The sequence below is a fragment of the Streptomyces sp. NPDC000229 genome, from assembly GCF_040300825.1.
Lineage (GTDB): Bacteria > Actinomycetota > Actinomycetes > Streptomycetales > Streptomycetaceae > Streptomyces.
The window spans coordinates 18,398-43,971 of record NZ_JBEPEL010000063.1 but is presented as its reverse complement, the minus strand read 5'-3'; the positions used below and the strand labels follow the sequence as shown (position 1 = coordinate 43,971).

The 25,574-nt window shown below is 72.1% G+C and carries 28 protein-coding genes; 8 read left to right on the top strand and 20 right to left on the bottom strand.

Annotated features, from left to right (window positions below; all coding sequences use genetic code 11):
• Positions 1-101: 101 nt before the first annotated feature.
• The 5 genes from fabF to ABT360_RS25890 all read right to left on the bottom strand — a co-directional run bounded on the left by fabF (position 102) and on the right by ABT360_RS25890 (position 4,978).
• Positions 102-1,364, bottom strand: coding sequence for a beta-ketoacyl-ACP synthase II (fabF, locus tag ABT360_RS25910; RefSeq protein WP_351821103.1), 1,263 nt, complete (start codon positions 1,362-1,364; stop codon positions 102-104).
• Positions 1,365-1,431: 67 nt separating this feature from the next.
• Positions 1,432-1,680: an acyl carrier protein gene (locus ABT360_RS25905; protein WP_018486956.1), complete on the bottom strand. Its 249-nt coding sequence runs from the start codon at positions 1,678-1,680 to the stop codon at positions 1,432-1,434.
• A gap of 82 nt (positions 1,681-1,762) precedes the next feature.
• Complete coding sequence (locus ABT360_RS25900) at positions 1,763-2,764, bottom strand: ketoacyl-ACP synthase III (protein WP_351821099.1); 1,002 nt, start codon at positions 2,762-2,764, stop codon at positions 1,763-1,765.
• A 16-nt stretch (positions 2,765-2,780) separates the two neighbouring features.
• Positions 2,781-3,704 carry an ACP S-malonyltransferase gene (locus tag ABT360_RS25895; RefSeq protein ID WP_351821096.1) on the bottom strand — a complete coding sequence of 308 codons (924 nt, stop codon included), beginning with the start codon at positions 3,702-3,704 and terminating at the stop codon, positions 2,781-2,783.
• 89 nt (positions 3,705-3,793) lie between these two features.
• On the bottom strand, positions 3,794-4,978 hold the full coding sequence (locus ABT360_RS25890) for a PucR family transcriptional regulator (RefSeq protein WP_351821093.1): 1,185 nt from the start codon (positions 4,976-4,978) through the stop codon (positions 3,794-3,796).
• Positions 4,979-5,095: 117 nt separating this feature from the next.
• On the opposite strand from ABT360_RS25890, the gene ABT360_RS25885 reads away from it, so the two are divergent.
• The 3 genes from ABT360_RS25885 (at position 5,096) to murJ (ending at position 7,625) form a co-directional block, all read left to right on the top strand.
• Positions 5,096-5,755 (top strand): pirin family protein, encoded by a 660-nt coding sequence (locus tag ABT360_RS25885; RefSeq protein WP_351821105.1) that lies wholly within the window; start codon positions 5,096-5,098, stop codon positions 5,753-5,755.
• 86 nt (positions 5,756-5,841) lie between these two features.
• Positions 5,842-5,994 (top strand): hypothetical protein, encoded by a 153-nt coding sequence (locus tag ABT360_RS25880; RefSeq protein WP_351821090.1) that lies wholly within the window; start codon positions 5,842-5,844, stop codon positions 5,992-5,994.
• The gene (gene murJ, locus ABT360_RS25875) at positions 5,991-7,625 is read left to right on the top strand and encodes a murein biosynthesis integral membrane protein MurJ (protein WP_351821087.1); all 1,635 of its coding nucleotides are present in this window, start codon (positions 5,991-5,993) and stop codon (positions 7,623-7,625) included. Before ABT360_RS25880 ends, murJ begins: the two co-directional genes overlap by 4 nt.
• An 18-nt stretch (positions 7,626-7,643) precedes the next feature.
• Here the strand turns inward: murJ and ABT360_RS25870 are convergent, their stop codons facing one another.
• The 7 genes from ABT360_RS25870 to ABT360_RS25840 form a co-directional block, all read right to left on the bottom strand.
• Positions 7,644-8,015 carry a hypothetical protein gene (locus tag ABT360_RS25870; protein WP_351821085.1) on the bottom strand — a complete coding sequence of 124 codons (372 nt, stop codon included), beginning with the start codon at positions 8,013-8,015 and terminating at the stop codon, positions 7,644-7,646.
• A 48-nt stretch (positions 8,016-8,063) separates the two neighbouring features.
• Positions 8,064-8,366: an SCO5918 family protein gene (locus tag ABT360_RS25865; protein ID WP_351821082.1), complete on the bottom strand. Its 303-nt coding sequence runs from the start codon at positions 8,364-8,366 to the stop codon at positions 8,064-8,066.
• A 28-nt stretch (positions 8,367-8,394) separates the two neighbouring features.
• The gene (locus ABT360_RS25860) at positions 8,395-8,730 is read right to left on the bottom strand and encodes a CBS domain-containing protein (RefSeq protein WP_351821079.1); all 336 of its coding nucleotides are present in this window, start codon (positions 8,728-8,730) and stop codon (positions 8,395-8,397) included.
• 198 nt (positions 8,731-8,928) lie between these two features.
• Positions 8,929-10,383, bottom strand: a complete 1,455-nt coding sequence (locus ABT360_RS25855) for a DEAD/DEAH box helicase (protein ID WP_351821076.1) — start codon at positions 10,381-10,383, stop codon at positions 8,929-8,931.
• A gap of 224 nt (positions 10,384-10,607) precedes the next feature.
• Positions 10,608-10,811, bottom strand: coding sequence for a cold-shock protein (locus tag ABT360_RS25850; protein ID WP_064071132.1), 204 nt, complete (start codon positions 10,809-10,811; stop codon positions 10,608-10,610).
• A 265-nt stretch (positions 10,812-11,076) separates the two neighbouring features.
• A complete protein-coding gene (locus tag ABT360_RS25845) occupies positions 11,077-11,421 on the bottom strand; it encodes a MerR family transcriptional regulator (RefSeq protein ID WP_351821072.1) in 345 nt (114 codons plus the stop codon).
• A 380-nt stretch (positions 11,422-11,801) separates the two neighbouring features.
• Positions 11,802-12,623, bottom strand: a complete 822-nt coding sequence (locus ABT360_RS25840; protein ID WP_351821069.1) for a serine hydrolase domain-containing protein — start codon at positions 12,621-12,623, stop codon at positions 11,802-11,804.
• Between the two features lie 87 nt (positions 12,624-12,710).
• Here ABT360_RS25840 and ABT360_RS25835 point away from each other — a divergent pair, with 87 nt between their 5' ends.
• Together ABT360_RS25835 and ABT360_RS25830 are read left to right on the top strand one after the other, a co-directional pair.
• On the top strand, positions 12,711-13,178 hold the full coding sequence (locus ABT360_RS25835) for a MerR family transcriptional regulator (RefSeq protein WP_351821067.1): 468 nt from the start codon (positions 12,711-12,713) through the stop codon (positions 13,176-13,178).
• Complete coding sequence (locus tag ABT360_RS25830) at positions 13,175-14,194, top strand: aldo/keto reductase (RefSeq protein ID WP_351821065.1); 1,020 nt, start codon at positions 13,175-13,177, stop codon at positions 14,192-14,194. The genes ABT360_RS25835 and ABT360_RS25830 overlap by 4 nt, the downstream gene beginning before the upstream one ends.
• Positions 14,195-14,198: 4 nt before the next feature.
• Here the strand turns inward: ABT360_RS25830 and ABT360_RS25825 are convergent, their stop codons facing one another.
• From ABT360_RS25825 to ABT360_RS25795, 7 genes are all read right to left on the bottom strand, one after another.
• Positions 14,199-15,386: an acyltransferase family protein gene (locus tag ABT360_RS25825; protein ID WP_351821062.1), complete on the bottom strand. Its 1,188-nt coding sequence runs from the start codon at positions 15,384-15,386 to the stop codon at positions 14,199-14,201.
• Entirely contained in the window at positions 15,383-16,543 is a 1,161-nt protein-coding gene (locus ABT360_RS25820) for an alpha/beta hydrolase (protein ID WP_351821059.1), read from the bottom strand. The genes ABT360_RS25825 and ABT360_RS25820 overlap by 4 nt, the downstream gene beginning before the upstream one ends.
• A 129-nt stretch (positions 16,544-16,672) precedes the next feature.
• Positions 16,673-17,350 (bottom strand): response regulator transcription factor, encoded by a 678-nt coding sequence (locus ABT360_RS25815; protein WP_351821056.1) that lies wholly within the window; start codon positions 17,348-17,350, stop codon positions 16,673-16,675.
• Positions 17,347-18,633, bottom strand: coding sequence for a sensor histidine kinase (locus ABT360_RS25810; RefSeq protein ID WP_351821054.1), 1,287 nt, complete (start codon positions 18,631-18,633; stop codon positions 17,347-17,349). Before ABT360_RS25810 ends, ABT360_RS25815 begins: the two co-directional genes overlap by 4 nt.
• 284 nt (positions 18,634-18,917) lie before the next feature.
• Positions 18,918-19,784: a DUF4429 domain-containing protein gene (locus ABT360_RS25805; RefSeq protein ID WP_351821051.1), complete on the bottom strand. Its 867-nt coding sequence runs from the start codon at positions 19,782-19,784 to the stop codon at positions 18,918-18,920.
• An 85-nt stretch (positions 19,785-19,869) separates the two neighbouring features.
• Positions 19,870-21,081 (bottom strand): alpha/beta hydrolase, encoded by a 1,212-nt coding sequence (locus ABT360_RS25800; protein WP_351821049.1) that lies wholly within the window; start codon positions 21,079-21,081, stop codon positions 19,870-19,872.
• Between the two features lie 163 nt (positions 21,082-21,244).
• Positions 21,245-21,955: a TetR/AcrR family transcriptional regulator gene (locus ABT360_RS25795; protein ID WP_351821046.1), complete on the bottom strand. Its 711-nt coding sequence runs from the start codon at positions 21,953-21,955 to the stop codon at positions 21,245-21,247.
• 115 nt (positions 21,956-22,070) lie between these two features.
• Between ABT360_RS25795 and ABT360_RS25790 the strand changes: the two genes are divergently transcribed.
• From ABT360_RS25790 to ABT360_RS25780, 3 genes are all read left to right on the top strand, one after another.
• Positions 22,071-23,681, top strand: coding sequence for an MFS transporter (locus tag ABT360_RS25790; RefSeq protein ID WP_351821043.1), 1,611 nt, complete (start codon positions 22,071-22,073; stop codon positions 23,679-23,681).
• 237 nt (positions 23,682-23,918) lie between these two features.
• A complete protein-coding gene (locus ABT360_RS25785; protein ID WP_351821040.1) occupies positions 23,919-24,308 on the top strand; it encodes a peptidase inhibitor family I36 protein in 390 nt (129 codons plus the stop codon).
• Between the two features lie 19 nt (positions 24,309-24,327).
• Positions 24,328-24,636: a small hydrophobic protein gene (locus tag ABT360_RS25780; protein WP_351821037.1), complete on the top strand. Its 309-nt coding sequence runs from the start codon at positions 24,328-24,330 to the stop codon at positions 24,634-24,636.
• A 126-nt stretch (positions 24,637-24,762) separates the two neighbouring features.
• Here the strand turns inward: ABT360_RS25780 and ABT360_RS25775 are convergent, their stop codons facing one another.
• Positions 24,763-25,533: a potassium channel family protein gene (locus ABT360_RS25775; protein ID WP_351821034.1), complete on the bottom strand. Its 771-nt coding sequence runs from the start codon at positions 25,531-25,533 to the stop codon at positions 24,763-24,765.
• Positions 25,534-25,574 lie beyond the last annotated feature (41 nt).

The following is a 25,574-nucleotide window of genomic DNA, read 5'->3' as shown; positions in this document are numbered from 1 at the left end:
CCCGTTGAGACCGTCGGGGACGAGCGGGGCGGGGAACCGGGCGGGGCCGCGCAGCGTATACAGGTGGGGCACACCCATGTCCACGGTTGCCGACCGCGAGGTCAGACCGTGCGGAACGCCAGCACCACGTTGTGGCCGCCGAAGCCGAACGAGTTGTTGATCGCGGCGATCGTGCCCTCCGGGAGGGGCCGCGGGGTGTCGCGGACGATGTCGGCGTCGACCTCCTCGTCCAGGTCGTCGACGTTGATGGTCGGCGGGGCCGTGCGGTGGTGGAGGGCCAGCACCGTGGCGACGGTCTCGATACCGCCCGCGCCGCCCAGCAGGTGGCCGGTCATCGACTTGGTGGCGGAGATCGCCACGTGGTCCAGCTCCTCGCCGAGCACCTTGCGCAGCGCCTTGACCTCGGCGACGTCACCCTGCGGGGTGGACGTGGCGTGGGCGTTGAGGTGCACGACCTCGGCCGGCTTCAGGTCGGTGGTGTCCAGCAGGTTCTGCAGGGCGGCGGCGATACCGCGCCCCGTCGGCTCCGGCTGGGCGATGTGGTGGCTGTCGGCCGACAGGCCCTGGCCGAGCGCCTCGCAGTAGACCTTCGCGCCACGCGCGGCGGCGTGCTCGGCGGACTCCAGGATGACGACACCGGCGCCCTCACCGAGGACGAAGCCGTCGCGGCCCTTGTCGTACGGGCGCGAGGCCTTCTCCGGCTCGTCGTTGTTCTTGGACATCGCCATCATGTTGGCGAACGCGGCGACCGGCAGCGGGTGGATCGCCGCCTCGGTGCCGCCCGCGACGACCACGTCGGCGCGGCCGGTGCGGATCATCTCGATGGCGTAGCCGATCGCCTCGGCACCCGACGCGCACGCCGAGACCGGGGTGTGGACGCCCGCGCGGGCGTTCACCTCCAGGCCCACGTTGGCCGAGGGGCTGTTGGGCATCAGCATCGGCACGGTGTGCGGGGAGACTCGGCGTACGCCCTTCTCCTTCAGCACGTCGTACTGGTCGAGCAGGGTCGTCACACCGCCGATGCCGGAGGCGATGACGGAGCCCAGCCGCTCGGGCTGGATGGCCGAGTCCTCGCCCGCCGGGCCGGTGAAGCCCGCGTCCGCCCATGCCTCACGGGCCGCGATCACGGCGAACTGCGCCGAGCGGTCCAGCTTGCGCGCGAGCGGGCGCGGCAGGACCTCGCCCGGATCGACGGCCACGGGGGCCGCGATGCGGACGGGCATGTCGGCGAAGCGGTCACCCTCGAGGGGCGTGACGCCGGAGCGTCCCGCCAGCAGACCTTCCCAGGTCGCGGCGGAGTCGCCACCCAGCGGTGTGGTTGCGCCGATACCGGTGACGACCACGGTGCGATTGGTCGAGTTCACAGGAATTCTTTCTCCACGTCTATGAGGTATGCGGGGAATGCGGCGCCACCACCGGGTGGCGATCCGATCAGCCCTGGTGCTTCAGGATGTAGTCGGCAGCGTCGCCGACCGTCTTGAGGTTCTTGACGTCCTCGTCGGGGATCTTGACGTCGAAGCGCTCTTCGGCGGCGACGACGACCTCGACCATGGAGAGCGAGTCGACGTCCAGGTCGTCGGTGAAGGACTTGTCCAGCTGGACGTCCTCGACCGGGATGCCGGCGATCTCGTTCACGATTTCGGCGAGACCGGCGACGATCTCTTCCTGAGTGGCGGCCATGTGGCGCTCCTTCGGTGTGTGTCTCAGAGGTGTTTCTCAGAGGGTTTTGAGGCTGATCGTCCGGAGAAAACCCGAACGGTGCCTAGGGGAGGGTAACGACCGTCGCGGCGTAGACGAGACCCGCCCCGAAGCCGATGACGAGCGCGGTGTCACCGCTCTTCGCCTGACCGGTCGCCAGGAGCCGCTCCATCGCGAGCGGAATCGAGGCGGCCGAAGTGTTGCCGGTCGTCTCCACGTCACGGGCGACCGTGACGTGCTCCGGCAGCTTCAGCGTCTTCACCATCGAGTCGATGATCCGCATGTTCGCCTGGTGCGGGATGAAGACGTCCAGGTCGGCCGCCGAGATGCCGGCCGCGTCCAGGGCCTGCTGGGCGACCTTCGCCATCTCGAAGACGGCCCAGCGGAACACCGCCTGGCCCTCCTGCGTGATGGCGGGGAACTTGTCGACCGTGCCGTCGCGGTAGTCGGTCCACGCGACGGTCTGCTTGATGGTCTCGGACTTGTCGCCCTCGGAACCCCACACGGTGGGGCCGATCGCTGGCTCCTTGGCGGGGCCGACGACGACGGCGCCCGCGCCGTCACCGAACAGGAAGGCCGTCGCGCGGTCCTCCAGGTCGGTCAGGTCGCTGAGCCGCTCCACGCCGATGACGAGGACGTACTCGGCGGATCCTTCCACCACCATGCCCTTGGCGAGGGTCAGGCCGTAGCCGAAGCCCGCGCAGCCCGCCGAGATGTCGAACGCGGCCGGCTTGTTGGCGCCGATCTTGTCCGCGATCTCGGTGGCGACGGCAGGGGTCTGCTTGAAGTGCGAGACGGTGGAGACGATCACGCCGCCGATCTGCTCGGGCGTGACTCCGGCGTCCGCGATGGCCTTGCCGGCCGCCTCGACCGACATCGCGGTCACGGTCTCCTCGGGGGAGGCCCAGTGGCGGGTGGCGATGCCGGAGCGCGAGCGGATCCACTCGTCGGACGAGTCGATCGTCTCCAGGATCACCTCGTTCGGCACCACACGGGTGGGCCGGTACCCGCCGACACCCATGATGCGCGCGTACGGGGCGCCCTGGCTGGGCTTGATCTTCGCCATGCTCTACGGCTCCTTGTCAGACGGCGGGCGTCGTGTGCTCTGCGATGAGCGCACGGGCCGCGTCGAGGTCGTCCGGCGTCTTCAGGGCGACCGTCTTCACGCCCTGGAGGGCGCGCTTGGCGATGCCGGTGAGCGTGCCGCCGGGGCACACCTCGACCAGGCCGGTCACGCCGAGCCGCCGGAACGTTTCCATGCACAGGTCCCAGCGGACGGGGTTGGCGACCTGACCGACCAGGCGGGCGACGACATCGGCGCCCGTGGCGACGGTCTGCCCGTCCTTGTTCGAGACGTACGTCACGGTGGGGTCGGCGACCGTCAGGCCGTCGGCGGCCTTCTGGAGCGACGCGACCGCGGGCGCCATGTGATGCGTGTGGAACGCCCCGGCGACCTTGAGCGCCACCACGCGGCGTACGCCCTCGGGCTTGTCCGCCTCCAGCGCAGCGAGCTGCTCCATGGTGCCGGCGGCGACGATCTGGCCGGCGCCGTTCACGTTCGCCGGGGTCAGGCCCAGCTTCTCCAGGTGCGGGACGGTGACCTCCGGCTCACCGCCCAGCAGCGCGGACATACCGGTCTCGGTCACGGCGGCGGCCTCGGCCATCGCCAGGCCGCGGGTCCGTACGAAGCCGAGCGCGGCCGTGTCGTCGAGGACGCCGGCGAACGCGGCCGCCGTGATCTCGCCGACGCTGTGGCCGGCGACGGCCTGCGGAGTCACGTCACCGAGCGCGGCGGCGGACAGCAGACCGGCCGCGACCAACAGCGGCTGAGCCACCGACGTGTCGCGGATCGCCTCCGCGTCGGCCTTGGTGCCGTAGTGGACGAGGTCGAGCCCGATGGCCTCGGACCATGCGGCGACGCGGTCGGCGGCGCCGGGGAGGTCGAGCCAGGGAGTCAGGAAGCCGGGCGTCTGAGCGCCTTGGCCGGGAGCGACGAGTACGAGCACCCTCACACTCTCTCTTGTGGACGGCTCCCACCGCCCGTGGGGACAGGGACGAAGAACCGTCGGGCTAATTGTGGATGTTCGACAAAAGTCTAGGACTGAGGATCTCCATCGACCAGACGCCCGAGGATCAGCGCGATCCGCAGCGTGAACGCGGAACGCACATCGGAGGGTGACCATCCGGTGACATCGGTCACACGTCGCAGCCGGTAGCGCACGGTGTTGGGATGCACGAAGAGCATCCGTGCCGCGCCCTCCAGACTGCTCGCCTGCTCCAGATACACGCTCAAGGTTTCCAGGAGCGCCGAGCCCGCTTCCTCCAGCGGTCTGTAGATCTCCTCCACCAGTTGCTCGCGCGCCGACGGGTCGCCGGCCATCGCGCGTTCCGGCAGCAGATCGTCCGCCAGCACCGGCCGCGGCGCGTCCTGCCAGGCGGAACACGCCTTCAGGCCCGCCGCCGCGGCCTGCGCGGACCGGGTGGCCGCCAGCAGGTCCGGCACGATCGGCCCGGCGACGACCGGCCCGGCGGCGTACGGGCCGATCAGCGCCTTGGCGACCTGGAGCGGGTTGTCGCTGCCGCCCGCGATCACGACCAGCCGGTCACCGAGCACCCCGGTGAGCACCTGGAGCTTGGCGTGCCGGGCCGCCCGCCTTATCGCCTCCACGGTCAGCTCGCTGTCGCCGTCCGGGGCCGTGCCCAGGATGACGCACACGTGCTCCGGCGAATTCCAGCCGAGTGCGGCCGCACGCGAGACGGCGCCCTCGTCGGCCTCGCCGGACAGCACCGCGTTCACCACCAGGGACTCCAGGCGGGCGTCCCACGCACCGCGCGCCTCGGCGGCCTGCGCGTACACCTGGGCCGTCGCGAAGGCGATCTCCCGGGCGTACACCAGCAGCGCCTCGCGCAGCACCGACTCGTCGCCCGGGGCGGCGACCTCCTCGATCGCCGACTCCATGACCTCGATCGTCGTCCGCACCATCTCCACGGTCTGGCGCAGGGTGATCGCCCGGGTCAGCTCGCGCGGAGCGGTCCCGAAGACGTCGGTCGAGATGGCCTGTGGGGTCTCCGGGTGCCGGAACCACTCGGTGAACGCGGCGATACCGGCCTGGGCGACCAGGCCGATCCACGACCGGTTCTCCGGGGGCATGGCCCGGTACCAGGGCAGCGTCTCGTCCATGCGGGCAATGGCGTTCGCCGCGAGCCGCCCGGAGGACTGCTCGAGGCGCTTCAGGGTGGCGGCATGGGGGTGGGTGTCGTTCGCTGCGGGTTCAGGCACGGGACAAGACTGCCTTATCCGGACGGGGGAGTGCGGCGCCGGGTCTACGGTGGTCCCGTGAGTTCATGGCATCCAGACGGCGCGGCGGCCGCCGCGCGGCCCGCGACGGGACCGCCGGTGTGGACCGTCCAGCGGGCCGGTGAGCGCTACCGCGGCGGCGGGGCGACGGCCGGCATAGAGACCCTGCACGCGTTCTCCTTCGGGCGCTTCTACGACCCCGGCAACCTCCGTTTCGGCGCCCTCCTGGCCTGCAACGAGGAGCGGCTCGCGCCCGGCTCCGGGTTCGACGAGCACCCCCACAGCCATACCGAGATCGTCACCTGGGTCGTCGAGGGCGAGCTCACCCATCGCGACTCGGCCGGGCACACCTCGCGCATCGGCCCCGGTGACGTACAACACCTCAGCGCGGCGGCCGGTGTCCGGCACGAGGAGCGCAACGACGGCGACGCCCCGCTGGTCTTCGTGCAGATGTGGCTGGCCCCGGAGCAACCCGGCGGCGACCCGGCGTACGACGTCGTCCGGGGTATCGCGGACGCGACGCCGTACGCCCTGCCGGCCGCCGGGGCGATGCTCCACGTACGCCGCCCGGAGGCCCCCGGCGAGCGGATCGCCGTCCCGGACGCCGCCTTCGTGTACGTCCACGTCGTGCGGGGAGCGGTGCGGCTCGGCGACGACGAGCTCGGCCCGGGGGACGCGGCCCGGATCACCGGCGCGGAGGGCCTGGAACTGGTGGCACCCGGGCAGGCCGAGGTGCTGCTGTGGGAGATGAGCGGCTGAACCCCGCCGTTGCGCGCGGCGAGTGGATGATCATGGCGTTTCCCGGCTGGTGAGAGCCGGGGCCACACCTGGGGGATGGGACACCGATGACCGACAACACCACCGACCACGCGCCGAGCGAGTCCGGCCGCCTGCCGAACCGTGCGCCGCACCACGCGCCGAGCGAGTCCGGCCGCCTGCCGAACCGTGCGCCGCACGACGCCCACCGCGCCCCCACCGCCGGCCCGGCCCGCCGATGAGCGCCGCGTCCGTCGATTCGCCGACCACGGCGCCGCCGCCCTCGGCATCCTCGCCGTCCTCGCCCTCCCTGGCCCGCAGCGGCGTCGTGATGGCAGCCGGCTCGCTGCTCTCCCGCGCCACCGGGTTCGTCCGGTCCGCCATCGTCGCCGCGGCGCTCGGCACCGGCCTGATCGCCGACGGCTACACGGTCGGCAACACCATCCCCAACATCGTCTACATGCTGCTCCTCGGCGGCGCCCTCAACGCCGTCTTCGTACCGGAGCTGGTCAAGGCCGCCAAGGAGCACGCGGACGCGGGCAGGGCCTACACCGACCGGCTGCTGACGGCCTGCCTGATCGGGCTTCTGGTCCTCACCGCCGGCGCGGTACTCGCCGCGCCCGCCATCATCGACGCGTACACCGACTACACCGGCCCGCAGGCCACGATGACGGTCGCCTTCGCCCGCTACTGCCTGCCGCAGATCTTCTTCCTCGGGCTGTTCACGCTGCTGGGCCAAGTACTCAACGCACGCGGCCGGTTCGGCGCGATGATGTGGACGCCTGTCCTCAACAACGTCGTCGTCATCGCCGTGTTCGGGCTGTACCTGGGCGTGAGTGATGGCGGCGCGCTCAGCCCCCGGGAGACCGCGCTGCTCGGCTGGGGCACCACCGCCGGGATCGTCGTCCAGGCGCTCGCCCTGCTGCCTTCCCTGCGCGCCGCCCGGTTCCGCTTCCGGCCCCGTTTCGACTGGCGCGGCAGCGGACTGACCGCGCCGCTGAGGTCAGCGGGCTGGCTGGTGCTTCTGGTGCTCACCAATCAGGGCGCGTACTGGGTCACCACCCGGCTCGCCACGGCGGCGGGCACACGGGCGGGTGACGGAGGTGCCGGGTTCGCCGCGTACACCAACGCCTACCTGCTGTGGATGGTCCCGCACGGCATCGTCACCGTCTCGCTGGTCACCGCCCTGATGCCGCGTATGAGCGGCGCGGCGGCGGAGGGCGACACGGGCGGGGTGCGGCGGGACGTCTCGTACGCGCTGCGGGGCAGCGCGGCCGCCGTCGTCCCCGCCGCGTGCGCGCTGCTGGCGCTGGCGGGGCCGCTGATGGCCGCCGTCTTCCAGTACGGCAGGACCGACGCGGACGACATCGCGCGCATGGCGGCCATCCTGATGGCGTTCGCGCCCGGGCTGGTGGCCTTCTCCGGACAGTACGTGCTGACGCGCGGTTTCTACGCGCTGCGCGACACACGGACGCCGTTCTTGCTGAACCTGCTGACCGCCGGGCTGAACGCGGGCCTGTCGGTGGCGGCGTACCAGCTGCTGCCGGCGCGGTGGGCGGTGACCGGCATGGCCGGGGCGTACTCGGTGGCGCTGTGGGCCGGCTGGGCGGCCACCGCGTATGTGCTGCGGCGGCGGCTGCCCTCGGTCGGCGGGCGCGGCGGCGGGGCGCCGGCGGCCCTGGTGCGGCTGATGGTGGCGGCCGTACCGGCGGCGGGTCTCGGCCATCTGGTGGCGCGGTGGGCGGCCGGGGGCGGGCCGTTCGTGGCCGCGGTGGCCGGCGCGGTGGTGATCGCGGCGGTGTTCGCGCTGCTGGCGCGGCCACTGCGGCTCGCGGAGGTGGAAGCGCTGGTACGGCGCGCGGTGCGCCGCTGAGGGCGCACCGCGCGGTGGTCACTGGTCGGAGTAGCTGAAGTCTCCCACCGTCCAGGCGCTCACGTCCTTGATGGCGATCCGGTACATCCCGCCCGTCTCGGGGATGCCCACCGGTCCCTGAAGGATCCTGGCGACGTGGAAGTGCAGATGGGTCGGCGCCCCGTCCGGCCGGGAACCGGCGCCGCCGGGCGGCGCGAAGGTACCGGCGAACGGACCGAGCCGATCCGAGTCCCTCAGGACCTCGGCCACCCGCTGCCGCCACACCGTCTCGGGCGCCAGCCGGCCCGTGATGACGGCCCCGTGGACCACGACGGTGAGGGACATCTGAGTGGTTTGCTCCGACTCCACCGTGGCGGCGATGTCAACGAGCAGTTCATCAGGGTTCGACATGGGCGTTGATTCTAGAACCCGGGGCGCTCCTGTGGACCGAGGAGGTCGTCACCGCGCCCCGCCGCCCAGCATTGCCGCCGCCGTCTGCATCGGGGTGAGGACGGCCACGGGCGTGGCCGCGGGATCGTGGCAGGTGAAGCCGAGCCGGGAAAGCGCCCTGGTCACCTCGTGCGAGGTGAAGTCGCGGCGGTCCTGCTTGGTGATCAATTCCCCGACCTGCTTGACGGGGTAGGTCCGGCGTCCGATGGTCACGGAGGGACCCGAGACGGGTTCGGGGCGGACGCCCTTCATCGCCGCCTGCACGTCGCTCTTGAACAGGTCGAAGGGGAAGTGGGCGATGACGCAGCGCATGGGGCCTCGGCAGCGGTGGAAGGGACGGTCAGGAAGTGAGGGCCAGGACGCCCAGGGTGTAGCCGTGCTCGTCGACCACGGGCGAGACGTCCAGGGTCCGCACCCGCATGGCCGCCTCCGCGTCGTTCAGATGCGCGGCGGAGCAGGTGAACGGACCTCGGTCGAGCGGGATGTCACGCAGCCGGGTGCGGTCGCTGTACCAGGAGCCGCCCCGGTGGGCGGCGAGCTGCGCCCGGGTCACCAGGCCCGAGCAGCGGCCCGCCTCGTCCTGGAGGAGAAGGTGATCGACGCGGGCGCTGATGAGTACGGACAGGGCCACGTCGACCGTCATGTGGTCGTCGACCTGCGGTCCGGGCGCGTTCATGGCGTCACGGGCGGTCAGTCCCGTGCCGCGTGCTTCTCGGAGCCGTGTCTGAACCGGCGTCAATGCTGCTCCTCTTCGGTTGTTCGACCGTCGACCGTTCGGCCGCCGACCCTTCGACCGTCGACCGTTCGGCCGTGGGCCGTCGACCGTTCGGCCGCCGACGGTTCGACCTGGCATGCGCGACGAGCGGAACGGCGACTACGCGGCGGTGCCGGAGGGGGCGGTGCGGCCACCCCAGCGGGAGGGGCGGCGGCGCCGGCCGCGCGTGGAGGCGCCGGAGCCCCTGGGCCGCTCGGTGGCGGGAGCGGTGATGGTGACGGGTACGCCCGAGGGTGCCTGAGCGCCGGTGATGCGGTTCAGTTCGGCCTCGCCGGAGCGGACCCGGGTCACCCGGGCGGTGATGCCGGCGTCGGCCATGAGGCGCTCCATGCCGCGGCGCTGGGCGGGGAGCACCAGGGTGACGACGGTGCCGGACTCGCCGGCGCGGGCGGTGCGGCCGCCGCGGTGCAGGTAGTCCTTGTGGTCGGTGGGCGGGTCGACGTTGACGACGAGGTCGAGGTCGTCGACGTGGATGCCACGGGCGGCGACGTTGGTCGCCACCAGGACCGTGACGTGCCCGCTCTTGAACCGGTCGAGGGTGCGGGTGCGCTGGGGCTGGGACTTGCCGCCGTGCAGGGCGGAGGCGCGAACGCCGACGGCCAGGAGGTCCTTGGTGAGCCGGTCCACCGCGTGCTTGGTGTCCAGGAACATGATCACCCGCCCGTCGCGGGCGGCGATCTCCGTGGTGGTGGCGTGCTTGTCGGCGCCGTGCACGTGGAGCACGTGGTGCTCCATCGTGGTGACCGCCCCCGCGGAGGGGTCGACGGAGTGGACGACCGGATCGGTCAGGTACCGGCGGACCAGGGTGTCCACGTTCCGGTCGAGGGTGGCGGAGAAGAGCATGCGCTGTCCGCCGGGCCGCACCTGGTCGAGCAGGTGGGTCACCTGCGGCATGAAGCCCATGTCGGTCATCTGGTCCGCTTCGTCCAGGACCGTGATGGCGACCTGGTCCAGCCGGCAGTCACCCCGGTCGACGAGGTCCTTGAGCCGGCCGGGTGTCGCCACGACGACCTCGCTCCCGCCGCGCAGGGCGCCGGCCTGGCGGCCGATCGACATTCCGCCGACCACCGTGGCCATCCGCAGGTGCAGCGACCGGGCGTAGGGGGTGAGCGCGTCGGTGACCTGCTGGGCCAGTTCCCGGGTGGGTACGAGGACCAGGGCGAGCGGCTGGCGCGGCTCGGCCCGCTTCCCGGCGGTGCGGGCCAGCATCGCGAGGCCGAAGGCGAGGGTCTTGCCGGAGCCCGTGCGCCCGCGGCCCAGCACGTCCCGGCCGGCCAGCGAGTTCGGCAGGGTCGCTCCCTGGATGGGGAACGGCACGGTCATGCCTTCGGAGTGGAGCGCGGCCAGCAGCCGCGGAGGCAGGCCGAGCTCGGTGAAGGTCTCGACGGGGGGCAGCGGCGCGGTGCCGCCGACCGGCAGGGCGAATTCGCCGTGCAGCGGGGCGGGACGGCGTGCGTGGCCGCCACCGCCGGCTCGGCGGTTGCCGGGCGACCGGACCGCGGCGCCTCGGCGGGAGCGGTAGGAGCTGTCGTTCGTGCGAGCAGTGCGGTTCATGCGGAACCTTCCTCGATGCGGAACGTATCGAGGAATTCCTCCCGGCAGCCGGACGGCCGCATGAGGATTCGCAAGAACGGTCCGAGAAAAAGACGAAAAAAAATCCGGGCCGCCAGGTGCGGCCGGTTCGTCTTGGCCCGTCGTCTCTCCGACGGGCGGAAAAAGTGACGAGCCGGGGCCCGCACCCATGGTGCGGGCCCCGGCTGCGTCGTTACGCGTCAGCGTCAGGCGGGAACGATGTTCTCGGCCTGCGGGCCCTTCTGGCCCTGCGTGACGTCGAAGTTCACCTTCTGGCCTTCCTGAAGCTCGCGGAAGCCGGAGGAGGCGATGTTCGAGTAGTGGGCGAACACGTCAGCGCCGCCGCCGTCCTGCTCGATGAAGCCGAAGCCCTTTTCCGCGTTGAACCACTTCACGGTGCCAGATGCCATATTGAATCTCCCTTTGGGGCAGTGCCCGGAGTCCGCACCTTGCGAACCCGGAGTCGCTGGGATGATTTCCCCTCCGGAAAACACCGGAAATGAACTGTTGAAAGTCTCTGGGAACCACAACTGCAACTGACAACACCGTAGCACGGGATCAGCGGGCAGGTGCGATGCGTTTTTCTGCCCGGCTCGGCGGGGCGGAAAAATCTGACCGCTCATTTTCTGTATTTCTGCAACGGCGACAAGAGATATTCGATCCCGGTCGCTCTGCTCAGGAGCCCTCGTCCGTGGCGGCGGTACCGGCGCGGCGGCGCATCTCCTCGTTGAGGCGCAGGGCCTCCTCGAGCTGGTCCTCGAGGATGACGATGCGGCAGGCGGCCTCGACCGGGGTGCCCTGGTCGACGAGCTCACGAGCACGGGCGGCGAGGCGCAGCTGGTAGCGCGAGTAACGGCGGTGCCCGCCCTCCGAGCGCAGCGGGGTGATGAGCCGGGCCTCGCCGATGGCGCGGAGGAACGCGGGCGTGGTGCCCAGCAGGGCGGCGGCCCGCCCCATGGTGTAGGCGGGGTAGTCGTCGTCGTCGAGGCTGTCGACGACGGTGGGCTTCTCAGAGGGCATAGCACCTTCGTTTCGGGGACGCGTCGAGGGGCCCGGGTGTACTCCACACCCGGGCCCCGAGGGGTTACAACACCATCTGGCGGTCCGCTCGTGGGACCGGCTCTCTGTATTCCGCAACGGCGCCCGGGAGGGCGGGGATGCGGGATCCTGAATACGCGACCGTGGACCACCTGCCGTTCGGGGTCTGCGGTACCCGGGCGCCGTGCGTGCCCGGGCGATCCTGGACGGTGTCGTCTCCTTGTCTCTCCGGGACGGGCCTTCGCTCTGGACGAAGGTCCGCGGCCAACGTGTACGGCAGAAACCCTACGTGCCACGCCAACGGAAATCTACCTTCGCCGGAAGAGATTCCTGGAGTCACGGAAGGGTGGTCGCGTCGGCGGTCAGTGCGCCGCGCGGAGCTCCGCCAGTACCGCGTCCGTGAACGGCGGCCACGCCTCGATCGCCCACGGCCCGAAGGGCCGGTCGGTCAGGGCGACGCAGGCCGCCCGGGCGTCCGGGTCGATCCACAGGAAGGTGCCCGACTGGCCGAAGTGGCCGAACGTGCGGGGGGACGAGGAGCTGCCCGTCCAGTGCGGGGCCTTGCCGTCACGGATCTCGAAGCCGAGCCCCCAGTCGTTCGGCCGCTGGTGCCCGTAACCGGGCAGGATGCCGGTCAGCCCCGGGTGGACGACCGACATGGCCTCCAGCACCGTGCGCGGGTCCAGCAGCCGCGGCGCCTGCACCTCGGCGGCGAACCGCACCAGGTCGTCCACCGTCGAGACGGCGTCCTTCGCGGGCGAACCGTCCAGCAACGTGTCCTTCATGCCCAGCGGCTCCAGCACCGCCTGGCGCAGGTACTCCGCGAACGGGATGCCGGTGACCTTCGCGATGTGGTCGCCCAGCACCTCGAACCCGGTGTTGGAGTAGATCCGGCGCGTGCCCGGTGCCGCCATGACCCGGTGCTCGTCGAAGGCCAGCCCCGAGGTGTGGGCCAGCAGGTGCCGCACCGTGGACCCCTCGGGCCCGGCCGGCTCGTCGAGCTCGACCGCCCCCTCCTCGTACGCCACGAGCACGGCGTACGCGGCGAGCGGCTTGGTCACCGACGCCAGCGGGAACTGCCGGCCCGTGGGGCCGTGCGCCCCCACGACGGTGCCGTCCGCCCGCACCACGGCCGTCGCCGCCGTCTCCACCGGCCAGTTCTCGATCATCGCCACGCTTCGCATGCGTACGAGCGTATCGCCGGGACCGGCCGGAATCCCTCCGGGTCCGGGCTTGCTTGGAGTGCACTCCAAGGTCCTAGCGTGGAGGCCATGACGGTGATCGAGAGCACTCCCGTACGGACCGAGCGCCCCGAGATCTGTATTTCCGCGCCGCCTCCGCACCCGCGCCCCGACGGGCAGGACCGCTACACGATCAGCGAGGTGTCGGCCTGGACCGGGCTCACCGCACACACACTGCGCTGGTACGAGCGGATCGGGCTGATGCCGCACATCGACCGGTCCCACACCGGCCAGCGCCGCTTCACCAACCGGGACCTGGACTGGCTCGTCTTCGTCGGCAAGCTGCGGCTGACCGGGATGCCCGTGGCGGACATGGTGCGCTACGCGGAGCTGGTGCGTGAGGGCGAGCACACCTTCGAGGAGCGGCAGGAGCTGCTGGAGTCCACGCGGCGGGACGTACGGGCCCGGATCGCGGAGCTCCAGGACACGCTCGCCGTACTCGACTACAAGATCGACTTCTATGCGGGTGCCCGGCGGGCCCCGGAGAGGACCACATGAGCAGCATCGAGAAGATCGCGACGGTACGCCTCGGCACGGACGGGCCGGAGGTCGGAGTCCAGGGCTTCGGCGCCATGGGCATCAGCGAGTTCTACGGCGACACCGACGAGGCCGCCGCCCGCGACACCCTGGACGCCGCGCTGGAGGCGGGCGTCACGCTGATCGACACCGCCGACATCTACGGGCGCGGCGCCAACGAGGAGTTCCTCGCGCCGTTCGTCGCCCGGCACCGTGACGAGATCACCCTGGCGACGAAGTTCGCCATCGAGCGCACCGACGACCCGCACTACCGGGGCATCCGCAACGACCCCGCGTACATCAGGTCCGCCGTCGAGGGCAGCCTCCGCCGCCTCGGCGTCGATGTCATCGACCTCTACTACATGCACCGCCGCGACCCGGCCGTGCCGCTCGCCGAGTCCGTCGGCGCGATGGCGGAGCTGGTCGAGGAGGGCAAGGTCAAGCACCTGGGGCTGAGCGAGGTGACCGGCCCCGAGCTGCGCGAGGCGCACGCCGTGTATCCGATCGCGGCCCTCCAGTCGGAGTGGTCGCTGTTCTCCCGGGACGTCGAGCGCAGCGCGGTGGGCGCGGCGGCCGAGCTGGGCGTGGCGTTCGTGCCGTACTCCCCGCTCGGGCGCGGATTCCTCACCGGGGCGTTCGCCGACGCGACGAAGGACCTGGCGAGGAACGACTTCCGGAAGAACCAGCCGCGCTTCTCCGGTGAGAACGCCCGGCGGAACGCCGATCTGCTGAAGCCCGTCCGTGAGATCGCGGAGGCGCACGGGGCGACGCCCGCGCAGATCGCGCTCGCCTGGGTCCAGCAGCGGGCGGAGGTGCACGGCCTGACCGTCGTGCCCATCCCCGGCACCCGCAAGCGCGCCCGCCTGCTGGAGAACGCGGAGGCTACCCGCATCAGGTTCACCGCCGACGAGCTGGCGGAGCTGGAGCCGATCGCCGCCCAGGTGGCCGGCGACCGGTACCCGGACATGTCGTTCACCTCGGCCGGCCGGGAGGGCTGACCCCTCAGCCGAGCGCATACACCGCGAAGCCCGCCGCCAGCAGCCCCGCTGCCGAGCGGCGGGCGGCGGACGCGTGCGCCCACGGGGTCTCGAAGCCGCGCGCGTACCGCCCGATCAGCAGCAGCAGCACGGCGAACAGCGGCATCCACCCCAGTCGCGCCAGGACCCAGCCGAGGGTGTCGGGCGCGGTCGTCAGTCCCGGCACCCGGCCGAGGAGCGACGCGGGAACGGCCGCGGCCAGCATCGCCGTCTGGTGCCAGCACAGGATCGTCATCGCCGACAGGTTGATGACGACGACCGGCGCCCACAGCGCGGGGCGCCGCAGCAGCCTGCCCAGCCGGTCGCGCAGCAGGATCGCCGCGCCGCTCTGCGCGGCGGCGAGCGCGAGGACGAGCAGCGACGGCGGGTGGGAATTGGTCCGCGCCTCCCCGGGGACGCCGACCATCGAGGTGGGGTAGTGGAAGGTGAACAGGAGGGCCGCGAAGAGGGCCGCGCCGCCGAGGAGCAGGGTCCACGCCTGCCTGGAGCGGATGCGCTTCTCGCCCCAGGAGACGCCCAGTTGGTACGCGAAGAGCCAGCCGGGAAGGATGTTCAGCATGCTCAGCCAGGACGGTACGGCCTCGGCGTACGGGCCGTACCGCAGGAAGTCGACCACGGCGACCGACACCAGGAGCGGGGCGGCCGACCAGGCGCCGAGCCGGCGGGCGGCGCGTACGCAGCACGGGATGAGGGCGGTGACGACCGTGTAGACCCCGACGAACCACAGCGGCTGGACGACGAGCGTCGATCCGGTGCGCAGGGTGTCGTCCGGGACGCCCAGGGCGTACAGGACCGGGATCAGGACGGCCCAGACGGCGGTGACACCGAGGACGGGACGGCCCAGCCGGGCGATCCGCCCCCTGAGCCACGCGCCCGTGGAGCCGTCGCGCTTGTTGTACGACAGGACGGACGCGTACCCGCCGACCAGGAAGAAGATCCCCAGCATCTGCAGCACCCAGCTGACGGGTGCGAAGAACCCGAAGGCGGTGAGCGGGCTGGCGTTGTGGATCGCCCCGTCGCCGTCGAGCGTGAAACCGCCGAGGAGCCAGTGGCCGGTGGGGACGGCGAGCAGCGCGAGGGCGCGCAGCCCGTCGATGGCGCGGTCGCGGTGGGCGGGCGTCCGGGCTTCGATCTTCTGGGCGAGGGCCTTCATCGGGCGTCTCCCTGGGCGATGGCGGCGAAGGTACGGAGCGACTCGGTGCCCGGCGCGAAGTAGCCGGTGTGGCCCTGGGCGTCGGCGGCGGGCACCGCTCGGGCGCCGAACTCGGGGGAGGCCGGGTCGGTGCCGTGTCCGAGGCCGGCGAACTGGACGTTCGGCACTTTGGAGATCCAGTCGGACGGGTCCTTGGCGGCCCACACGCGGGCGCCGGTGTCCAGGTCGGCGACGGTGTCGGCGCGCATGCCGGGCGAGCCGAGGACGACCAGGTCCCGGGCCTTCAGGCGGGGCGCGGCCAGGCCGCAGACGACGGAGCCGTAGCTGTGGCAGAAGACCGCGGGCGCGGGGGCGCCGGTGGCGGCGAGCCCGTCGGTGAACCGGGTCAGCCGCGCGGCACCGGCCTCGGCGAGATCCCCGGTGGCGGCGTCGAGGCCCACCCCGACGGGGGTGGTGTAGCCGGCCCAGGCGACGACGGCGGTGTCCGGTGCGGCGGCCCGCAGTTGCTTCGCCATTCCGGCGGGGGTGCCGTACGGGTCGGTGGGACGGTCGTACGTCCCGGCGTCGATGTCCGATCCGGGCACGACGACGGAGACGTGGCGGCTGCGCGTCAGGTCCCCGTACACCTCGGCGACCTGGCCCCGGCCGCGTGGGTCGAACGCGAGGATCCGCCGCCCGTGCCCGGCGAGGTGTGCGAACCGGGCGTCACGGCGCAGGGCGGTCGCGTTCGCCTCGTAGCGGAGGGCGACCGGGGCGCCGTCGAGGTTGCCCACGACGGTGGGGTGCCGGTGCGCGAGGCTCCGCTGCTGGGCCGTGGTGAGCGTACGGAAGAAGGTGGCGATGTCGCGGGGCGCCGCGCTCACCGGGTCGGGCAGGGCGCGCCCGAGGAAGGTGTCGCCCAGCCAGGCCTCGCTGCCCGGCGGTGGGCCGGTCACGGGCCGATGACCGCTCCCGGAGGCCCACCCGGCGGTTCCGGCGACGACGACGGTCGTGAGCGCGAGGGCGACGAGGGTCCGGTACCGGCGGCTCTTCCTCTTCTTTCCCTTCTCCCCCTTCGTCCCCTTCTTCCTCTTCCTTACGTCGCTCCCGCCCCGCGTGCCGTCGCTCGCCCCGTGGCTCTCCTCGTGGCTCGGTCCGTCGCTCTTCCAGCGGCGCATGACGCCCCCCTCTTCGTCCCTCGTCCTGTGCGGCGAGAGGAAGGTAAGAGCGCGGTCTCCGGGCGGACGTCACCCCGCGGAGCCAAGTGCCGGGTCATACCGGAGTAGGGGGTGGGCGAGACGCGGGCGCTACGCGTCGCCCGGGGTCACCAGGCCCGACTCGTACGCGAAGATCACCGCCTGCGCCCGGTCGCGCAGGTCCAGCTTCGACAGGACCCGGCCGATGTGGGTCTTCACCGTCTGCTCGGCGAGGACGAGGTGGCCGGCGATCTCCTGGTTCGACAGCCCTCGGGCGACCAGCTCCAGGACCTCCGTCTCACGGGGCGTCAGACCGTTCAGGCGCAGCGAGCGGTCACGGCGCGGGGCCGGGCGGGAGGCGGCGAAGTCGGCGATCAGACGGCGCGTCACGGACGGAGCCAGCAGCGCCTCGCCGGCCGCCACCACCCGTACCGCGGAGATCAGGTCGGCCGGCGGGGCGTCCTTCAGCAAGAACCCGGACGCGCCGGCGCGAAGCGCCTCGTACACGTAGTCGTCCACGTCGAAGGTGGTGAGCATCAGGACCTTCGGGCGGTGGACGACCCCGGGAGGCGGTGACAGGATCTCCCGCGCCGCCGCCAGCCCGTCCATCTCCGGCATCCGGACGTCCATGAGGACCACGTCGGGGTGCGTGGAACGAGCCACGGCGACCCCCGCACGGCCGTCCGGCGCCTCACCCACCACGTCGATGTCCGGCTGCGCCGACAGCAGGGCGGCGAACCCCGCGCGCACCATGGCCTGGTCGTCGACGATGATCACGCGGATGGTCACGCGGGTTCCTTCGTGCCGAGGGCGAGGGGCAGGCAGGCGGCGACCCGGAAACCGCCCTCCGGCAGCGGCCCGGTGTCGAGGGTGCCGCCGGTCAACCGTACGCGCTCCCGCATGCCGACGAGCCCGTGCCCCGTGCCCGACGTCTCCAGCGGCGAACCCGCCTCGCCGGAGGGCCCGTTGACGACAAGAACCGTCAGCCGGTCGCCGTCCGACGACACGGAGACCCGCGTCGGCGCGCCCGGCGCGTGCCGCACCACGTTCGCGAGCGCCTCCTGCACGATCCGGTACGCGGACAGGTCCACCGCCGGCGGTACGGGACCCAGTCCGGCCTGCATCGACAGCTCGGCCGGCACCCCCGCCCGTACCGTCGCCTCCACCAGCTGCTGCACCCGCTCCAGGCCCGGCTGCGGCGCCCGTTCGCCCTCCGTGCCCTCGCTGCGCAGCACCGCCAGCAGCCGCCGCATCTCGGTGAGCGACTCGCGGGCGGACGCGGCGATCGTCGAGAACTCCTCGCGCGCCGCCTCCGGCAGCCCCTCGATCCGGTACGGCGCGGAATCCGCCTGCACCGTGATCACCGACATGTGGTGGGCCACCACGTCGTGCAACTCGCGGGCGATCCGCGCCCGTTCCTCCAGCAGCGTGCGCCGGGCACGCTCGGCCTCGCTGATCGTCTCCTGCTCGACCAGCCGCCGCTGCGCGTCCCCGCGTTCCCGCAGGGTCGCGGTGAGCAGGAGCACGGCTCCGCTCAGGATGAACAGCAGCAGGTGGATGCCGTCGCTGCGGGTCTGCGAGAGCAGCTCGAAGAGGAAACCCGCCCCGCCCGTCACCAGCCATACGCCCAGCAGCGTCCGGCGCGGCTCGCGCAGCCCCAGGGCCACCATCAGCGCCAGGTACCCCACCACGATCATCGGCGTCCACGGCCAGGGCCGGCCGGCCACACCGTCCGCGCCCAGCAGGAACAGCGCGCCCAGCACATCGGCGGTCATGATGATCCACCACGCCTGGAGCGGGCGGGCCACGGCGAGCAGCAGCGGCGCGGTCTGCGCGGTCGCCAGGGCCCCGGCGATCGCGCCGTTCACGCCGTAGTCGTTGGCGAGCACGGTCACGGTGACCGGCAGCAGCGAGGCGACGAACGCGAACGCGACGGCGTACGGAAGCCGGCGCAGCCACGGCGACACCGCCTGCGCGAGCAGCGGCTCACCCGGCCCGGTGGGCGTGGCGATGACGAGCCCCAGCGCGCGCGCCGAGGTACGCAGCCGGGAGAGCGGGGGGAGGGTCGGCATGATCCCGCAGCCTAGGCACCCGCCGGACACCCCGGCGTCATACCTGGGTGTCGGCTCGGGTCTCGTACCGCGGTATGACACCACCAAGGATCCGGCCGAGCCGCCCGGTGTCGTGCGGCGGGGATCCGTGCGGCGCCCCGGGGCCCGGCGCCGCCCTGGGCGCGCGGCCCGGGAGAGCGCGACCGCCCGCGCTGCCCGCGCCCCGCGCTGCCCGCGCCCCGGGGCCTACGGGCCGGCGAGCCCTACCGCCTGGCGGGCCGCCACGCGGCTCGGCGTTCCGCGTCCTACAGTTCCGCGAGCAGCTGGGCCTTCTTCGCGGCGAACTCCTCGTCCGTCACCAGGCCCGCCTGGTACAGCTCGCCCAGGTGACGTATCCGTTCGGCGATGACCGCCGGGTCCCGGCCGGCCGTCACCGCGGCCGGAACCGGTACGGGCGCCGCGCCCGCGTCACGTACCGCCGCCAGGACCGCGGCGGCGAACGGCAGTGATTCGTGCACCGGCCCGTAGCCGAGCCCGAAGACGACCGCCGCCGGGTCCTGGTCGGCCTGCGCCGGCTGGGTGTCGCCCGCGTGGCCGCGGCGCAGCAGCCGCAGGTAACCGTCGAAGACGTCGGGCGAGCGCCATTCGACGCCGCTCAGCTCCCGCACGGAGAAGGTCTGGTCGCCCGCCTTCCACTTGGCGGACGACGCGCCGGTCCAGAACCAGCGGAACGCCACCTGGCCGCCGTCGAAGGACGCCTTGCCGTCGTACGCCTTGAACTGCAGCGGCGCCTCGGGCGCGGCGACCAGGAACCGTTCGGCCGGTTCCGTCGCGTCCGGTCCGAGCTGCGCCCGCAGCTCGTCGGCGTAGTACTCGGCGAGGGTCTCCCGCTCGGCGGGCAGCACCAGCCGGTAGGGGTCGCAGGCGTCCTTGAGCTGACCCGCGGCCGCCTCCATCAGCGGATCGGCGCCCGCTCTCGGCACCGCGTGCAGCACCACCGTGCCGCGTCTGCCCGGGGAGAGGGTCACCGATGCCAGCGCTTCGTGCGGGATGCGTCGCTCGCGCAGCGCCTGGTAGAGCTTCGGTGCGCGGATCCCCCGTTCGAAGCGGATGAGCACGGCTTCGGGTTCGAACTCCCAGGTGGCATGAATTCCGGCCAGCACATCACCCATGCGCCTCATCGTATGCGGCGTGCGCCCGCGCGTCGCCCCCCGGAGACTTACGGCTTCGGCGGCGCTCCACGCGTCTCTACGCGCGTCAGAGCACGTCCGCGCCGGAGATTCCACGGCGGCAGGCGTCCTGGTCGCCCGCGCAGCGGACGGTGCGGTACGAGCCGACACCTATCTCGGCGAAGTTGCGGAGGCTCTCGGTGTCCGGTTCGAAATACCCGGCGTGCCCGACCGCGCCCGCCGCCGACAGCACCCGCGCCCCGAACTCCGGGGCCACGGGATCGGCGCCGTGGCCGAGGCCGCCGACGTCCAGGTACGGCACGTCGGCGATCCAGTCGTCGGCGTCGCGCATGGCCCACACCCGGGCGCGGGTGCCGAGCCCGGCGGCGTTCTCGGCCCGCATCCCGGGGCTTCCGGCCACCGCGACGTCGGCCACGCGCGCGGGCAGCCGGTGGGCGGCGACGCCGCACACCACCGAGCCGTAGCTGTGGCAGAACAGCGCCACCCGGGAGTCGCCGGGCAGCGCGGTGGTGAGGGAGACCAACCGGGCCGCCCCGTTCTCGGCGAGCCTCCCGATGGCCGCGTCCATGCCGACGCCGACGGGCGCCGTGTAGTCGGCCCAGGCGATGACGGCGGTACGGGCGGTAGGCGCGGCGGCGCGTTCGGCGGCGTACAGGGATTCGGCCATCCCGACGGGCGCCGTGTACTTGCGGGCGGTCTTCTGGAACGTCAGCAGGTTGGTGTCGACACCCGGGACGACCACCGAGACGTGCTGCGCCCGGTCGAGGTCGCCGAAGACCTCGGCGACGCGGCCCTTGCCGGACGGGTCGAAGGCCAGGATCTGCCGGTCCTTGCGCATCAGGGAGGCGAACCGGTGCGTGCGGCGGACGGCCTCGTTGTGGCCGTCGGGCGACAGCCGCTTGTCCTCCAGCCGCGCGCGCTCGGCGTCGTGCGCGGCGCGCAGGGCGAGCCGGTTGGCGCGGTAGCGCAGGGTGACGGGCGCGCCGTCGAGGTTTCCGACGACGAAAGGGTGCTCCGCGGCGAGCCGGTGACGCTGACGTTCGGTCAGGGACCGGAAGAACGCGGCCAGTACGGTCGGCGGCGACGTGGGATCGGGAAGGTCCCGCGTACCTATCCGGCCGTCCCGCCACGCGGCGAGCGCGGCCTCGCGCGGCTCCCCCGGCCCGGGTTGATGACGTATCGCCGTCCAGCCGGTCGTCATGAGGAGGACGAAGACCACGGCGAGGGCGAGGAGGGCGCGCCACACCTGGAGCCTGGAGGAGGAGTCGAAGGAAGTCACTGCGGGACACCCTAGGAGACCTCCGAGGGGCCTCGCGACGAGGGTGATGTACCTCACGCGTAAGAGTGGCTGATCGGGGTAGCGCGATTACTCCCCGTACGCGCCGGGCGCCGCACAACGGCGTGCTCCCGAGGGCCGTTGGCATGCTGCGCCCGCCATGGGGTCACTCACCATGGGGTCGCTTTCGGGCGGGCGCGCCTTCCCGGCTCGGGGCGTCGCGCCAGTGGGTGGCGAGCGCCGGGCCCAAATGGTCCAGGTAGGCCTCGGTGAGCGCGCGGATCGCCTCGAGGGACGGGTCCTCCCCGCGGCCCCACAGCTGGCCGGTGATCCGCATGACGCCGCTGAACGCGGCGACGGCCACGCGCGGGCGCGGATCGGCGTCCACGTCCAGACCCTCGCGGTCGGCGATCAGCCGCGCGATGTTCTCCTCCATCTCGATGGAGCGCCTCAGGTGTACGGCGAGGAGAGCGGGCGTCGACTCGATCACCTGGAAGGTGCGGAGGTACAGCTCGATCGGGACGACCTCCATGATCGCCTCGCCGATGGTGTCCCAGGCCGAGAGGACGGCGTTGCGCAGTGCCTCCAGCGGCGCCTCGTGGGCGGGGCGGGCGCGCAGGGCGGTGACGAAATGCCGCTCGACCATCTGCTGGACGGCGAACGCGACCTCTTCCTTGCTGGTGAAGTAGCGGAAGAAGGTGCGCTGCGACACGTCGACGGCGTCGACGATCTCGTCGACCGTCGTCCGCTCGTACCCCTGGGTGGTGAAGAGCTCCAGTGCGGCGCGCAGCAGGGCGTCGCGGGTGCGCTGCTTCTTCCGCTCGCGCAGCCCGGAGGGCGCCGGTGTCCCGGGGGTGGTCGGCTGCTCTGCCGTCACTTCATGGTCCTCTTTCTGCCATTTCCGGCTGCTCAGGCTACCTGTGAGCGACGCGACAGTGACCGGCGTATGAAATGCTTTGTCAATTGTCAGTGGCTGACATTAGCCTCGCGGTATGACTAGTCAGACCACCATCGAAAAGTCGCCACAGGGCCAGGATCCCGTGTCGGCACCGGCCAAGGGTCTGCGCGGCCACCCCTGGCTGACGCTGTTCGCCGTGGCGGTCGGCGTGATGATGGTCGCGCTCGACGGCACGATCGTCGCGATCGCCAACCCCGCGATCCAGCGGGACCTCGGCGCGTCACTGGCCGACGTCCAGTGGATCACCAACGGCTACCTGCTCGCCCTGGCCGTCGCGCTGATCACCGCCGGCAAGCTCGGTGACCGCTTCGGCCACCGCCAGACGTTCCTCATCGGCATCGCCGGCTTCGCCGCCGCGTCCGCCGCGATCGGCATGTCCGACTCGATCACCCTGGTGATCGCCTTCCGAGTGCTCCAGGGCCTGTTCGGCGCGCTGCTCATGCCGGCCGCACTCGGCCTGCTGCGCGCCACCTTCCCCGCCGAGAAGCTGAACATGGCGATCGGCATCTGGGGCATGGTCATCGGCGCGTCCACGGCCGGCGGGCCCATCCTCGGCGGCGTACTCGTGGAGCACGTCAGCTGGCAGTCGGTGTTCTTCATCAACGTGCCGGTCGGTGTCCTCGCGCTCGTCATGGGCCTCGTGATCCTCAAGGACCACCGCGCGCAGAACGCGCCGCGCTCGTTCGACGTGCTCGGCATCGTGCTGCTGTCCGCCGCGATGGGGTCCCTGATCTGGGGCATCATCAAGGCCGGCGAGAGCTGGGGCTGGGGCAGCGTCAACACATGGGGCTTCCTGGGCGGCGCGCTGGTCCTGTTCGCGGTGTTCGCGATCTGGGAGACGAAGGTCCGGGAACCGCTCATCCCGCTCGGCATGTTCCGCTCCGTACCGCTGTCGGCCGGCACCGTCCTGATGGTGCTCATGGCCTTCGCCTTCATGGGCGGCCTCTTCTTCGTCACCTTCTATCTTCAGGGCGTCAAGGGCCTCAGCCCGGTCGACAGCGGCCTTCACCTGCTGCCGCTGACGGCCATGATGATCGTCTCCTCGCCGCTGGCGGGCGCGCTCATCACCAGGTTCGGGCCGCGCGTCCCGCTGGTGGGCGGCATGGTCTGCACGGCGATCGCCATGTTCGGCATGATCAGCCTCACCGAGGGAACCGGCACGCTCGCGATGTCCCTCTGGTTCGCCCTGCTGGGCCTGGGCCTCGCGCCCGTCATGGTGGGCGCCACGGAGGTCATCGTCGGCAACGCGCCGTTGGAGCTCTCCGGCGTGGCCGGTGGCCTCCAGCAGGCCGCGATGCAGGTCGGCGGCGCTCTCGGTACGGCGGTGCTGGGCGCGGTCATGTCCTCCAAGGTGAGCTCCGATTTCGCGGCCAACTGGCAGGACGCCGGGATCCCGGTCCCGGCCGACCCGCGGCTGGAGCAGGCGGCGGAGTTCGGCATGGTTCCCGCGGAACTGGCGAAGGCGCCCGGTATGACGCCGGACCTGGTGTCGAAGATCGGCGGTGTCATCCACGAGACGTTCCTCTCCGGTATGGGCCTGGCCTTCACCGTCGCGGGCGTCGTGGCGGTCGTCGCGGCGCTGGTGGCCACGCTCACCAAGCGCGGCGAGAACGCGGAAGCGGGCGCGGGCGGCGCCCACATCTGACTGCCGCCTCCGCGTGACTGCCGCCTCCGCGTGACTGTCACCTCCGCGTGGCCGTCGCCTGGCCGTCCCCACCGCCTGACCGGAGTTCAGAGGGCCCCGCAGCTGGCGCTGCGGGGCCCTCGGCGCTGCGCGGTGTCACCCGTCCGGGTGGATCACCCGAGGAACCCTTCCCCAGGGCAGTCACACAGCGTCACGATTGGCGTGCGTGATCGTCACGCCGTACATACGGGGGTTCTCATGCGTTCCACGACCGTTCTAACCGGCGCCACCACCACTCTCCTCGCCGGCGCCCTCGCCGCCACCGTGCTCGGGGGCGCCGTTCCCGTGGCCGCGGCGCCGCCCCGCCTCGGGCCTTGTGACACCGGGCAGTTGTGCCTGTGGGCCAAGGAGGGGTTCAGAGGCGCCCGGCACACCCACGAGCTGACCGACCTCGACATCGAGTCGTGCGTTCCGCTCCCGGCCGGAACGACCGCGGCCGCCCTCGCCAACCGCACCGGACGACCCGTCACCACGTACCAGTCCGCCGAGTGCGCCGAGACCGGCGAGTTCGAGACCTATCCGGGCGGCGGCACATGGGTTCCCCAATCGCCTTATCAGGTACGGGCCTTCAAGGTGTGGGAGACCTGAGGCAGGGCACCCGGGGGCCATGGACAGTTTCGGGTACACCTCGCGTTCGCGCAGGAGCCCCCGCTCACGCGGCCGGATGTGGTCGCGGACCGGGCCGGATCGCGCGACGTTCGGGATCGTCGGGCTGGTCTGCGCGGTCGCCGGATTCTTCGTACTGGGCATCGTCCTGGGTCCGGTGGCGATCGTCTGCGGCTGGCTCGGCATGGGCCGACGCTGGGCGAGTGATCACATCCCGGCGCTGGTCGCGTTCGTTCTCGGGGCGATCGACACCGTCCTGGCCCTCGTCTGGCTGGCCGGTACCGGCACCCCGGGCAACGGCACGTTCTAGGCACTCGCGTGCCACCGGGGCCGGGGCCGGGCCAGTTCCCGCGCCCCCGGCGCCCCACCCGTGACTGGCCGCACCGGACCGCTGCGTGCCGCACCGGGCCCGCCTGTCGGGCCCGTCGGCCGCGCCCTAAGGGGCGCTCTCCGTGGTGGTCTGCGTGGGAACAGCCGGCGGCGCAGGCAGGGCCGGGGCGCTGCCCGCCAGCCGGCCGACCTCCGCCCGAAGCTCCCGGACCTCCTGAGTCAGTGCCTCCAGGAGCGCGCTCTGGCGGCGTTCCTCCGCGTCGTCCCGCTCGAAGCGGGAGATGAACCACGCCGCGATGTTCGCCGTCACCACACCCAGCAGCGCGATACCGGACAGCATCAGGCCCACGGCCAGCAGCCGCCCGAGTCCGGTGGTCGGGGCGTGGTCCCCGTACCCCACGGTGGTCATCGTCGTGAACGACCACCACACCGCGTCACCCAGCGTCTTGATGTTCCCGTCCGGGGCGTCGCGCTCCACGTGCAGCACCGCGAGCGAGCCGAACATCAGCAGCCCGGCGACCGACCCCACCACATACGTCGTGAGCGTGATCTGCGACGCCATCCGTGCCCGTCGGCCCACCAGCAGCAGCGTGGAGACGAGCCGCAGCAGCCGCAGTGGCTGGACCAGTGGCAGCAGCACCGCCACCAGATCCAGCGGATGGCTGCGGACGAAGTGCCACCGCGACGGGGCGAGCACCAGCCGCACCGTGTAGTCGAGGGCGAACGCGCCCCACACCACCCACTCCACGACCGTGCACAGCGAGTGCACCCAACGCTCGGCGTCGGGCGCGACTATCGGCACCGCGTACGCGACACCGAAAACCAGGGCGAGCGCCAGGAGCGGCGTCTGGGTGCGTGCTTCCCAGCGTTCCTTCATGCCGGGAATGGTAGGCGGGGCGCACGGGGACGAAATCCCCG

Bases quoted from the DNA above. Each gene is read 5' to 3' on its own strand.
- ABT360_RS25905 (WP_018486956.1), bottom strand. From the start codon at position 1,680: ATGGCCGCCACTCAGGAAGAGATCGTCGCCGGTCTCGCCGAAATCGTG.
- ABT360_RS25900 (WP_351821099.1), bottom strand. From the start codon at position 2,764: ATGGCGAAGATCAAGCCCAGCCAGGGCGCCCCGTACGCGCGCATCATG.
- ABT360_RS25880 (WP_351821090.1), top strand. From the start codon at position 5,842: ATGACCGACAACACCACCGACCACGCGCCGAGCGAGTCCGGCCGCCTG.
- murJ (WP_351821087.1), top strand. From the start codon at position 5,991: ATGAGCGCCGCGTCCGTCGATTCGCCGACCACGGCGCCGCCGCCCTCG.
- ABT360_RS25870 (WP_351821085.1), bottom strand. From the start codon at position 8,015: ATGTCGAACCCTGATGAACTGCTCGTTGACATCGCCGCCACGGTGGAG.
- ABT360_RS25865 (WP_351821082.1), bottom strand. From the start codon at position 8,366: ATGCGCTGCGTCATCGCCCACTTCCCCTTCGACCTGTTCAAGAGCGAC.
- ABT360_RS25860 (WP_351821079.1), bottom strand. From the start codon at position 8,730: ATGAACGCGCCCGGACCGCAGGTCGACGACCACATGACGGTCGACGTG.
- ABT360_RS25855 (WP_351821076.1), bottom strand. From the start codon at position 10,383: ATGAACCGCACTGCTCGCACGAACGACAGCTCCTACCGCTCCCGCCGA.
- ABT360_RS25850 (WP_064071132.1), bottom strand. From the start codon at position 10,811: ATGGCATCTGGCACCGTGAAGTGGTTCAACGCGGAAAAGGGCTTCGGC.
- ABT360_RS25845 (WP_351821072.1), bottom strand. From the start codon at position 11,421: ATGCCCTCTGAGAAGCCCACCGTCGTCGACAGCCTCGACGACGACGAC.
- ABT360_RS25840 (WP_351821069.1), bottom strand. From the start codon at position 12,623: ATGCGAAGCGTGGCGATGATCGAGAACTGGCCGGTGGAGACGGCGGCG.
- ABT360_RS25835 (WP_351821067.1), top strand. From the start codon at position 12,711: ATGACGGTGATCGAGAGCACTCCCGTACGGACCGAGCGCCCCGAGATC.
- ABT360_RS25830 (WP_351821065.1), top strand. From the start codon at position 13,175: ATGAGCAGCATCGAGAAGATCGCGACGGTACGCCTCGGCACGGACGGG.
- ABT360_RS25825 (WP_351821062.1), bottom strand. From the start codon at position 15,386: ATGAAGGCCCTCGCCCAGAAGATCGAAGCCCGGACGCCCGCCCACCGC.
- ABT360_RS25820 (WP_351821059.1), bottom strand. From the start codon at position 16,543: ATGCGCCGCTGGAAGAGCGACGGACCGAGCCACGAGGAGAGCCACGGG.
- ABT360_RS25810 (WP_351821054.1), bottom strand. From the start codon at position 18,633: ATGCCGACCCTCCCCCCGCTCTCCCGGCTGCGTACCTCGGCGCGCGCG.
- ABT360_RS25805 (WP_351821051.1), bottom strand. From the start codon at position 19,784: ATGGGTGATGTGCTGGCCGGAATTCATGCCACCTGGGAGTTCGAACCC.
- ABT360_RS25790 (WP_351821043.1), top strand. From the start codon at position 22,071: ATGACTAGTCAGACCACCATCGAAAAGTCGCCACAGGGCCAGGATCCC.
- ABT360_RS25785 (WP_351821040.1), top strand. From the start codon at position 23,919: ATGCGTTCCACGACCGTTCTAACCGGCGCCACCACCACTCTCCTCGCC.
- ABT360_RS25780 (WP_351821037.1), top strand. From the start codon at position 24,328: ATGGACAGTTTCGGGTACACCTCGCGTTCGCGCAGGAGCCCCCGCTCA.
- ABT360_RS25775 (WP_351821034.1), bottom strand. From the start codon at position 25,533: ATGAAGGAACGCTGGGAAGCACGCACCCAGACGCCGCTCCTGGCGCTC.